General features: G+C 49.9%; 3 protein-coding genes. All 3 read right to left on the bottom strand.

All coding sequences use genetic code 11. The features are described 5' to 3' along the window. The coding region (locus tag DYC63_RS03950) for a beta strand repeat-containing protein (RefSeq protein ID WP_147284923.1) at nucleotides 1–9,917 on the bottom strand (9,917 nt) is incomplete at its 3' end. A 39-nt stretch (nucleotides 9,918–9,956) separates the two neighbouring features. After that, complete coding sequence (locus DYC63_RS03945) at nucleotides 9,957–10,445, bottom strand: hypothetical protein (protein WP_115218018.1); 489 nt, start codon at nucleotides 10,443–10,445, stop codon at nucleotides 9,957–9,959. A gap of 969 nt (nucleotides 10,446–11,414) precedes the next feature. Next, nucleotides 11,415–12,167, bottom strand: coding sequence for a hypothetical protein (locus DYC63_RS03940; RefSeq protein WP_115218017.1), 753 nt, complete (start codon nucleotides 12,165–12,167; stop codon nucleotides 11,415–11,417). Nucleotides 12,168–12,269: the final 102 nt, after the last annotated feature.

The following is a 12,269-nucleotide window of genomic DNA, read 5'->3' as shown; positions in this document are numbered from 1 at the left end:
GAGACTGGGACTTTCACATCAACTTTACCTGCTTCGATGTGTTTGTCGGTTAATGTTGTTTCTTCGCCATTGACCACCAAGGTGTTGCCTGCTTTGGCATCATCTGGCAGTTCAACGGTGACGGTGACCTTGCCATCTTGGTCAATTTCGTTTGCTGTGATCGTGTCATCGCCGTCGCCTATCGTCACACCGGTGGGTGCGCTTGGGGCTTTGACTGGTGGCGTGGTGTCTGCTTGGGTGGCTGTATCTGAGGCAGGACCACTTGTGTTGTTGCCGTCTTTGATGGTTGCTGTTGCGGTGAATTCTTTACCTTGACCATCTTTTGAGACTGGGACTTTCACATCAACTTTACCTGCTTCGATGTGTTTGTCGGTTAATGTTGTTTCTTCGCCATTGACCACCAAGGTGTTGCCTGCTTTGGCATCATCTGGCAGTTCAACGGTGACGGTGACCTTGCCATCTTGGTCAATTTCGTTTGCTGTGATCGTGTCATCGCCGTCGCCTATCGTCACACCGGTGGGTGCGCTTGGGGCTTTGACTGGTGGCGTGGTGTCTGCTTGGGTGGCTGTATCTGAGGCAGGACCACTTGTGTTGTTGCCGTCTTTGATGGTTGCTGTTGCGGTGAATTCTTTACCTTGACCATCTTTTGAGACTGGGACTTTCACATCAACTTTACCTGCTTCGATGTGTTTGTCGGTTAATGTTGTTTCTTCGCCATTGACCACCAAGGTGTTGCCTGCTTTGGCATCATCTGGCAGTTCAACGGTGACGGTGACCTTGCCATCTTGGTCAATTTCGTTTGCTGTGATCGTGTCATCGCCGTCGCCTATCGTCACACCGGTGGGTGCGCTTGGGGCTTTGACTGGTGGCGTGGTGTCTGCTTGGGTGGCTGTATCTGAGGCAGGACCACTTGTGTTGTTGCCGTCTTTGATGGTTGCTGTTGCGGTGAATTCTTTACCTTGACCATCTTTTGAGACTGGGACTTTCACATCAACTTTACCTGCTTCGATGTGTTTGTCGGTTAATGTTGTTTCTTCGCCATTGACCACCAAGGTGTTGCCTGCTTTGGCATCATCTGGCAGTTCAACGGTGACGGTGACCTTGCCATCTTGGTCAATTTCGTTTGCTGTGATCGTGTCATCGCCGTCGCCTATCGTCACACCGGTGGGTGCGCTTGGGGCTTTGACTGGTGGCGTGGTGTCTGCTTGGGTGGCTGTATCTGAGGCAGGACCACTTGTGTTGTTGCCGTCTTTGATGGTTGCTGTTGCGGTGAATTCTTTACCTTGACCATCTTTTGAGACTGGGACTTTCACATCAACTTTACCTGCTTCGATGTGTTTGTCGGTTAATGTTGTTTCTTCGCCATTGACCACCAAGGTGTTGCCTGCTTTGGCATCATCTGGCAGTTCAACGGTGACGGTGACCTTGCCATCTTGGTCAATTTCGTTTGCTGTGATCGTGTCATCGCCGTCGCCTATCGTCACACCGGTGGGTGCGCTTGGGGCTTTGACTGGTGGCGTGGTGTCTGCTTGGGTGGCTGTATCTGAGGCAGGACCACTTGTGTTGTTGCCGTCTTTGATGGTTGCTGTTGCGGTGAATTCTTTACCTTGACCATCTTTTGAGACTGGGACTTTCACATCAACTTTACCTGCTTCGATGTGTTTGTCGGTTAATGTTGTTTCTTCGCCATTGACCACCAAGGTGTTGCCTGCTTTGGCATCATCTGGCAGTTCAACGGTGACGGTGACCTTGCCATCTTGGTCAATTTCGTTTGCTGTGATCGTGTCATCGCCGTCGCCTATCGTCACACCGGTGGGTGCGCTTGGGGCTTTGACTGGTGGCGTGGTGTCTGCTTGGGTGGCTGTATCTGAGGCAGGACCACTTGTGTTGTTGCCGTCTTTGATGGTTGCTGTTGCGGTGAATTCTTTACCTTGACCATCTTTTGAGACTGGGACTTTCACATCAACTTTACCTGCTTCGATGTGTTTGTCGGTTAATGTTGTTTCTTCGCCATTGACCACCAAGGTGTTGCCTGCTTTGGCATCATCTGGCAGTTCAACGGTGACGGTGACCTTGCCATCTTGGTCAATTTCGTTTGCTGTGATCGTGTCATCGCCGTCGCCTATCGTCACACCGGTGGGTGCGCTTGGGGCTTTGACTGGTGGCGTGGTGTCTGCTTGGGTGGCTGTATCTGAGGCAGGACCACTTGTGTTGTTGCCGTCTTTGATGGTTGCTGTTGCGGTGAATTCTTTACCTTGACCATCTTTTGAGACTGGGACTTTCACATCAACTTTACCTGCTTCGATGTGTTTGTCGGTTAATGTTGTTTCTTCGCCATTGACCACCAAGGTGTTGCCTGCTTTGGCATCATCTGGCAGTTCAACGGTGACGGTGACCTTGCCATCTTGGTCAATTTCGTTTGCTGTGATCGTGTCATCGCCGTCGCCTATCGTCACACCGGTGGGTGCGCTTGGGGCTTTGACTGGTGGCGTGGTGTCTGCTTGGGTGGCTGTATCTGAGGCAGGACCACTTGTGTTGTTGCCGTCTTTGATGGTTGCTGTTGCGGTGAATTCTTTACCTTGACCATCTTTTGAGACTGGGACTTTCACATCAACTTTACCTGCTTCGATGTGTTTGTCGGTTAATGTTGTTTCTTCGCCATTGACCACCAAGGTGTTGCCTGCTTTGGCATCATCTGGCAGTTCAACGGTGACGGTGACCTTGCCATCTTGGTCAATTTCGTTTGCTGTGATCGTGTCATCGCCGTCGCCTATCGTCACACCGGTGGGTGCGCTTGGGGCTTTGACTGGTGGCGTGGTGTCTGCTTGGGTGGCTGTATCTGAGGCAGGACCACTTGTGTTGTTGCCGTCTTTGATGGTTGCTGTTGCGGTGAATTCTTTACCTTGACCATCTTTTGAGACTGGGACTTTCACATCAACTTTACCTGCTTCGATGTGTTTGTCGGTTAATGTTGTTTCTTCGCCATTGACCACCAAGGTGTTGCCTGCTTTGGCATCATCTGGCAGTTCAACGGTGACGGTGACCTTGCCATCTTGGTCAATTTCGTTTGCTGTGATCGTGTCATCGCCGTCGCCTATCGTCACACCGGTGGGTGCGCTTGGGGCTTTGACTGGTGGCGTGGTGTCTGCTTGGGTGGCTGTATCTGAGGCAGGACCACTTGTGTTGTTGCCGTCTTTGATGGTTGCTGTTGCGGTGAATTCTTTACCTTGACCATCTTTTGAGACTGGGACTTTCACATCAACTTTACCTGCTTCGATGTGTTTGTCGGTTAATGTTGTTTCTTCGCCATTGACCACCAAGGTGTTGCCTGCTTTGGCATCATCTGGCAGTTCAACGGTGACGGTGACCTTGCCATCTTGGTCAATTTCGTTTGCTGTGATCGTGTCATCGCCGTCGCCTATCGTCACACCGGTGGGTGCGCTTGGGGCTTTGACTGGTGGCGTGGTGTCTGCTTGGGTGGCTGTATCTGAGGCAGGACCACTTGTGTTGTTGCCGTCTTTGATGGTTGCTGTTGCGGTGAATTCTTTACCTTGACCATCTTTTGAGACTGGGACTTTCACATCAACTTTACCTGCTTCGATGTGTTTGTCGGTTAATGTTGTTTCTTCGCCATTGACCACCAAGGTGTTGCCTGCTTTGGCATCATCTGGCAGTTCAACGGTGACGGTGACCTTGCCATCTTGGTCAATTTCGTTTGCTGTGATCGTGTCATCGCCGTCGCCTATCGTCACACCGGTGGGTGCGCTTGGGGCTTTGACTGGTGGCGTGGTGTCTGCTTGGGTGGCTGTATCTGAGGCAGGACCACTTGTGTTGTTGCCGTCTTTGATGGTTGCTGTTGCGGTGAATTCTTTACCTTGACCATCTTTTGAGACTGGGACTTTCACATCAACTTTACCTGCTTCGATGTGTTTGTCGGTTAATGTTGTTTCTTCGCCATTGACCACCAAGGTGTTGCCTGCTTTGGCATCATCTGGCAGTTCAACGGTGACGGTGACCTTGCCATCTTGGTCAATTTCGTTTGCTGTGATCGTGTCATCGCCGTCGCCTATCGTCACACCGGTGGGTGCGCTTGGGGCTTTGACTGGTGGCGTGGTGTCTGCTTGGGTGGCTGTATCTGAGGCAGGACCACTTGTGTTGTTGCCGTCTTTGATGGTTGCTGTTGCGGTGAATTCTTTACCTTGACCATCTTTTGAGACTGGGACTTTCACATCAACTTTACCTGCTTCGATGTGTTTGTCGGTTAATGTTGTTTCTTCGCCATTGACCACCAAGGTGTTGCCTGCTTTGGCATCATCTGGCAGTTCAACGGTGACGGTGACCTTGCCATCTTGGTCAATTTCGTTTGCTGTGATCGTGTCATCGCCGTCGCCTATCGTCACACCGGTGGGTGCGCTTGGGGCTTTGACTGGTGGCGTGGTGTCTGCTTGGGTGGCTGTATCTGAGGCAGGACCACTTGTGTTGTTGCCGTCTTTGATGGTTGCTGTTGCGGTGAATTCTTTACCTTGACCATCTTTTGAGACTGGGACTTTCACATCAACTTTACCTGCTTCGATGTGTTTGTCGGTTAATGTTGTTTCTTCGCCATTGACCACCAAGGTGTTGCCTGCTTTGGCATCATCTGGCAGTTCAACGGTGACGGTGACCTTGCCATCTTGGTCAATTTCGTTTGCTGTGATCGTGTCATCGCCGTCGCCTATCGTCACACCGGTGGGTGCGCTTGGGGCTTTGACTGGTGGCGTGGTGTCTGCTTGGGTGGCTGTATCTGAGGCAGGACCACTTGTGTTGTTGCCGTCTTTGATGGTTGCTGTTGCGGTGAATTCTTTACCTTGACCATCTTTTGAGACTGGGACTTTCACATCAACTTTACCTGCTTCGATGTGTTTGTCGGTTAATGTTGTTTCTTCGCCATTGACCACCAAGGTGTTGCCTGCTTTGGCATCATCTGGCAGTTCAACGGTGACGGTGACCTTGCCATCTTGGTCAATTTCGTTTGCTGTGATCGTGTCATCGCCGTCGCCTATCGTCACACCGGTGGGTGCGCTTGGGGCTTTGACTGGTGGCGTGGTGTCTGCTTGGGTGGCTGTATCTGAGGCAGGACCACTTGTGTTGTTGCCGTCTTTGATGGTTGCTGTTGCGGTGAATTCTTTACCTTGACCATCTTTTGAGACTGGGACTTTCACATCAACTTTACCTGCTTCGATGTGTTTGTCGGTTAATGTTGTTTCTTCGCCATTGACCACCAAGGTGTTGCCTGCTTTGGCATCATCTGGCAGTTCAACGGTGACGGTGACCTTGCCATCTTGGTCAATTTCGTTTGCTGTGATCGTGTCATCGCCGTCGCCTATCGTCACACCGGTGGGTGCGCTTGGGGCTTTGACTGGTGGCGTGGTGTCTGCTTGGGTGGCTGTATCTGAGGCAGGACCACTTGTGTTGTTGCCGTCTTTGATGGTTGCTGTTGCGGTGAATTCTTTACCTTGACCATCTTTTGAGACTGGGACTTTCACATCAACTTTACCTGCTTCGATGTGTTTGTCGGTTAATGTTGTTTCTTCGCCATTGACCACCAAGGTGTTGCCTGCTTTGGCATCATCTGGCAGTTCAACGGTGACGGTGACCTTGCCATCTTGGTCAATTTCGTTTGCTGTGATCGTGTCATCGCCGTCGCCTATCGTCACACCGGTGGGTGCGCTTGGGGCTTTGACTGGTGGCGTGGTGTCTGCTTGGGTGGCTGTATCTGAGGCAGGACCACTTGTGTTGTTGCCGTCTTTGATGGTTGCTGTTGCGGTGAATTCTTTACCTTGACCATCTTTTGAGACTGGGACTTTCACATCAACTTTACCTGCTTCGATGTGTTTGTCGGTTAATGTTGTTTCTTCGCCATTGACCACCAAGGTGTTGCCTGCTTTGGCATCATCTGGCAGTTCAACGGTGACGGTGACCTTGCCATCTTGGTCAATTTCGTTTGCTGTGATCGTGTCATCGCCGTCGCCTATCGTCACACCGGTGGGTGCGCTTGGGGCTTTGACTGGTGGCGTGGTGTCTGCTTGGGTGGCTGTATCTGAGGCAGGACCACTTGTGTTGTTGCCGTCTTTGATGGTTGCTGTTGCGGTGAATTCTTTACCTTGACCATCTTTTGAGACTGGGACTTTCACATCAACTTTACCTGCTTCGATGTGTTTGTCGGTTAATGTTGTTTCTTCGCCATTGACCACCAAGGTGTTGCCTGCTTTGGCATCATCTGGCAGTTCAACGGTGACGGTGACCTTGCCATCTTGGTCAATTTCGTTTGCTGTGATCGTGTCATCGCCGTCGCCTATCGTCACACCGGTGGGTGCGCTTGGGGCTTTGACTGGTGGCGTGGTGTCTGCTTGGGTGGCTGTATCTGAGGCAGGACCACTTGTGTTGTTGCCGTCTTTGATGGTTGCTGTTGCGGTGAATTCTTTACCTTGACCATCTTTTGAGACTGGGACTTTCACATCAACTTTACCTGCTTCGATGTGTTTGTCGGTTAATGTTGTTTCTTCGCCATTGACCACCAAGGTGTTGCCTGCTTTGGCATCATCTGGCAGTTCAACGGTGACGGTGACCTTGCCATCTTGGTCAATTTCGTTTGCTGTGATCGTGTCATCGCCGTCGCCTATCGTCACACCGGTGGGTGCGCTTGGGGCTTTGACTGGTGGCGTGGTGTCTGCTTGGGTGGCTGTATCTGAGGCAGGACCACTTGTGTTGTTGCCGTCTTTGATGGTTGCTGTTGCGGTGAATTCTTTACCTTGACCATCTTTTGAGACTGGGACTTTCACATCAACTTTACCTGCTTCGATGTGTTTGTCGGTTAATGTTGTTTCTTCGCCATTGACCACCAAGGTGTTGCCTGCTTTGGCATCATCTGGCAGTTCAACGGTGACGGTGACCTTGCCATCTTGGTCAATTTCGTTTGCTGTGATCGTGTCATCGCCGTCGCCTATCGTCACACCGGTGGGTGCGCTTGGGGCTTTGACTGGTGGCGTGGTGTCTGCTTGGGTGGCTGTTTCTTTGGCGCGATCAGTAGCATCATTGCTTTTCTGTCCGTCAACGGTTTGGTTGGCGGTGACTTCACTGCCGTCTTTGACTTTATCCGCAGGTATGCTAACGGTGCCTGTGTCTTTGTCTACGCTGACTGAAGGATTGTCGCCTGTCCATTTGTTGTTGTTCGGATCTTTGCTGACGGTGACGGTTTTTTCTTTACCGCTTTCATCGGTGTAGCGGATGTTGACTTCTGTCGCTTCTTTGCTCGGCGTCACGCTTACGCTGCCGTTTTCTTCGGCTTTAATTGTCGGCTCAGGTGTATTGTCCGCTACTTTAACGCTGGCAGGGTCGCTGGCGCCTGCGGCGGTGCTTTGGGTGGCGGTGACGGTTGATCCGTCTTTGATGTCTGTGCCGGCGACGGTGATGACGGGTTTTTCACCGCTTGCATCGATGCTGACTGCTGCCGGATCGCTGCTTGTCCATTCATTGGTTTTGGGGTCTTTGCTGACGGTGACGATTTTGCCTTTGCCTTTTTCATCGGTATAGGTGATGGTGCTTTTTTCGGCATCCGGGTGCAGGGTGACGATGGCTGAGCCGTCCGGTCCTGCTTTGATGTCCGGTTTGACGGTGGTGCTGCTGTCGCCGTTTTGGGCTTTGGCGGTGGTTTGTCCGGTTCCTTGTGTGTCGTTAGGCAGGGTTTGGGTGGCGGTGGCGGTGCTGCCGTCTTTGACTTCGTCGGCAGGGATGGTGATTTCGCCGGTCATCGGGTCGATGCTGACTTTGTCGTTAGGGTCATTGTCTTTCCAAGTGTCCGGTCTGCCGTCGCCATTGGTATCTTCTTTGGTGAAGGTTTTTTCTTGTTCTTTGCCGTTTTCGTCGGTGTAGTTGATGGTGGTTTGCTTGGCGGTGTCGCTGGGTTTGATGCTGACGGAGCCGTCGTTGTTGGCGATGATTTCAGGATTAGGGATTGCGTTGCCGGCAATGACGGTTTCGTCGCTGCTGACGACGCTTGTTTGTTTTTGGGTGTTAGGGTCTGTGAGTGTTACTTTTTGTTTGGCGCTGACGGTTGAGCCGTCTTGTACGCTTGACTCGGGAAGGGTGACTGCCCCTGTGATAGGGTTTGCTGTGATGTTAGGATTCGATGATGTCCATTTGTTGTTGTTCGGATCTTTGCTAACAGTCACGGTTTTCTCTGCACCGCTTTCATCGGTGTAGGTGATGGTGACTTCTGTCGGTTCTGCGATTTTGCTTGTTTTCGGCGTGATGCTGACGGAGCCGTCGCTGTTGTCAATGACCTGCGGCTCGGGGATTTGATCGCGCATGGTGACTTCATGTTTACCTTGTCCAAGTCCGGGAACCTTTTGAATGGCTGTGATTTGGCTGCCGTCTTTGGCAACGCCTGCGTTAACGGTGACGATGGGTTTGCCGTCAGCAGGGTCGGTTCCGACTGTAATGGGGTCGCTCGTATTTTGGGCCGCCCATTTTATGCCGTCCCAGTTCAGAGTGAATTTGAATGTGTCTATGCCTGCTTGCGGTTGTGCGTAGGTGCCTGAAATCTCGAGGGTCGAATCTTTTACGTTTTTGAGTGCGTCTACGGTGGCGCTGCCGTCGATGTTGGCGGTAATGCGCGGTTGAGGCGCTGCCGGTTCGTAGGCTGTTGCAGGCTGGCTAATATTGAGACCGTCTGAGGCTTTCGCTTCGATTTTGCTTTCCGCTTTGATTTTTTCGCCGGCAATGGTAATGGTTCCTGTTCTCGAATCGATTTCAACATCTGAGTTTGAAATTTCTTCGCCGTTCTCATCCACTACCGCCCAAGTATCCGGCGTGTTCGGATTATTGTCATGGTCGCCTTTGGCGGTAATAACGGTTGTTTCTTCGCCTTGGTCGTTAATATAAGTAATGCTTGTTTGTGTCGTGCTTGGATCTGTGTTTGGATCAATGCTGACTTTGCCGCTGTCTTGGTCGACGCTGATGTGCAGTGCATTCGGCGGGATTTGGTCGGTGATTTTTTCTGTCGCAGGGCTGCTGTTTTTGCCGTCAATGCTTTGCTCGGCGCTCACTGTTTCGCCGTTTGGTACGCTGTTGGGCGGCAGGGTTACTTTGCCGCTTGTCGGGTCTATCCAAGGGCTGTTAGGGTCTTGGGCATTTGGCAATGTTTTGCCGTTTTGGTCGGTTGCCGTCCAGATGGCAGGGGTAGAAGGATCGTTGTCATGATCGCTTTTAGTCGCTTTAATTTCTATTTTTTTGCCGTTGTGGTCGAGGTAGCTGATGTTGAGTGTGCCGGCATTAGCGCTAGGTATCACGCTGGCGCCGCCGTCAAATTTGTTCTCAGCATTATTGGTGCTGGGTTCGATGTCGGGGCTTGCTATTACGCTGTTGTTATTATTATTGCTGCCGCCGCCATTATTGCTGCTGCTGCCGCCGCCGGCTGCTGCGGCTATGCCGCCGATGGCGAGGGGAAGGAAGAGCCAGGCGGGGTTGAATGCGGAGTTAAATACGGCTGCGCTCAGTGCTTCGCCGCCTAGGGCTTGTCCTGCCGAGACTTGTTCGGCCAGTTGGGTGACGATGTCGAGGTTGTTCGCCGATTCCGGAATGTAGGCGTAGTATTGACCGTTTTCGTGTAGGCCGATGAGGAGGTTGTTGTTGCCGTCTTCGTAGTAGTTTTCAATGATGAGGTCGGCTTCTTGGCTGCCTTCGAAGGCGATATGCAGGTCTTTGCCGTGTCGGGTGGCGGTGAGGTTTTCAGGGGCGAAGCCTGTGCTTTCGTCTGTTAATAGGTAGTTGACGTTTTTTTGCGCTTGGATGCGTAGGGCTTCTGTGTTTTCTGTGGCGAGGCGGTGGCTGTTAAGGGTGTTGTTGCCTTGTTGGATGGATACTGTGATTGTTGCCATGTGTTTTTACCTTTTTGCTTTGTGTTTCTTGATACGTGTTTAGTGGGCGCAGCTGATGCTTGGGCTTAAGCGCGCGAGGGTGTGGGCTTGTGTTCGGGTCTGCGCAAGTTCTGTTTGGGCGGTTTGCGGGTCGATTTGTTGGAGTTGCGCGTTGTTGCCGTCGCTATGGATTTTGATGTAAACGGTTTGCCCTGCTTGGATGTTGAGGCTGCTGCCGTGTTGCTTGAGTTTGCTTAGGTAGGCTTGGTCTTTGCCTGTGGGAACAGCGGTGATTTGGTGGGCACTGGGGCATACGGGGGTGCTGATGTGTCCGCCGGCAAGTAGGGAGCTGAGGTATTGTCCGTCAATAGAGAGGTTTACGGCCGAGCCCATTTTCTCTTCCCCGCTGCGGTAGAAAACCAGCAGGCCTTGCTGTGCTTGTGCTTCTTGTACGCCGCTTTGATTGAAGTCTTGCCAGCTGATGTGATTGCCTTGATGGGCACAGGCGGCTAAAGCCAATGAGAGTAGGCCGGGTATGATGCGTTTCATATATCCTCCATTAACGTCTAATGTAACAATTTCTTAAATGCCAAAATACTCAATAAATAATAGGAACAAATATGTTACAACTATAGTCAATTCAGCTCAAATAAAGACACAGTTTTTATATGTTAGCTTGTACAATAGTAAAGCTTGATATTTTTAGGTGTGCAACTTTGTCATGAATTGACTATATTATTCTCATGAGTTAACAATGCAAAATCCGAGCCAAACTTTCTTGATGCAAAAATTAATTCTTAGTTATTTTCTAATGAAATTAGATGAATAAAGCAACAAAAAGAAATGAGGTTCAAATAATAAAAAGTAATCCACAATAATTCGGAATGAACAAACGCGCTCATAGCGTGCAGTTTCTAAGCCACTAAATTACAAAAATCTTTGTAAGTAATTTCTCATATTATTTGCTTGGATATAAGTCAAATAATTTACAAAGAGTTACAGATTCGCCTCTCTTTTTCATACCTTCTCTAACGTCTGTAACTCGCCATCTTGTGTCAGTTTTTCAATTCTTTGATTTATAGTCGGAAAAGTGAAAAAGCAGTACAAGGCGCGTAATATAGTCAATTTATGGCAAACTTGATCATTTTTCAATCGGTAGGTCGGATACTTGTATCCGATATTACTTAAAATATAAATTTGACGGATTCAAGAATCCGACCTACTTCTTTATAAATTATTAGCTTAGATATTTATACCCAATACAATTTGTTATGGCGTGTGTCAGTCCAGCATAAATGCCTAAGCTAAGGTTAAAAATATAATGTTCGTCTTTGTCATGAATTGACTATACTATTCAATTATTCGACTATAATTATTCGACTATAATTTTCACTTCTTCGACTATAATTATTCGACTATAATTTTCACTTCTTCGACTGCATTCTTACTTTTCAGGGTTAAATCTAAGCAATAAAAACCTCGCAAAATTTGCGAGGTTTTTTCTACGTATCCGCCAACTTATTTAGCGATTTCACTATCCGCTTTTTGAATAATGTCTTGAGCTTCCATTTTTACTTCCGCAGCTGCGCCTTCTGCAGCATTTGCCACCTGCTCTGCAGCGGCATCAACCGAGACGGCACCATGCTCATGAACGTGTTCGGCTGCTTTTTCCGCCGCTTCCGCGACTTTTTCAGCGCTGTCTTCAGCGGCATTTTGCGTAGGGCTGCTTAATTCCGCACCTTGATTGCGGATGTTGTCCGCTGCTTCTTGAGTCGCTTCTAATACGGCACTGGCTGCATTTTCTACGGCATGTTCCCCATTTACGGCAGCTTGGCTTGTAGCCTGTTTGACGTCTTCTGCTGCTGTTGCAGCGGCATTAGATACAGTATCTGCAGCATTCGCTGCGGCTGCTTGTGCATCTGCTTTGAGCTCTGCCGCACCTTGTTTGATATCTTCTGATGTTTGCGCAATGCTTTCACTGGCAGATTCGACAGCGTTTGCGGTCGCTTCTTTGGCATCATGCGCCACTTCTGCCATTTTCTCACCGGCAGCTTGAGTCGCTTCTTTAGTTGCTTGTGCAGCATTTGAAGTAGCTTCTTTTGCTGCTTGAGCCGCTTCTCCTGCCGCCGCTTTCGCATCTTGGGCAGCAGAGCTGACCGCCGCACCGGTTTGCTCGGCAGCATTAGCTGCTTTTTCTTTTGTATCGTCGGAACAAGCGCTCAGCAGACCGGCAGATAATAATAAGGCAATCGCTAAATTTTTTGTGTTCATGGTTGGTCTCCAAAATGTAAAGTAATGAACGTAAATCATCATAGCTTGTCGCTTGATGATGTAAAAGTCAAACACCAAATTATGAATAAGACTTCATCATTT

This window comes from Suttonella indologenes, from assembly GCF_900460215.1.
GTDB classification, from domain to species: Bacteria; Pseudomonadota; Gammaproteobacteria; order Cardiobacteriales; family Cardiobacteriaceae; genus Suttonella; species Suttonella indologenes.
This window is presented reverse-complemented; position numbering and strand designations above follow the sequence as displayed.

Coding starts and splice junctions, on each gene's coding strand:
- DYC63_RS03940 (WP_115218017.1), bottom strand. CDS start 12,167: ATGAACACAAAAAATTTAGCGATTGCCTTATTATTATCTGCCGGTCTG.
- DYC63_RS03945 (WP_115218018.1), bottom strand. CDS start 10,445: ATGAAACGCATCATACCCGGCCTACTCTCATTGGCTTTAGCCGCCTGT.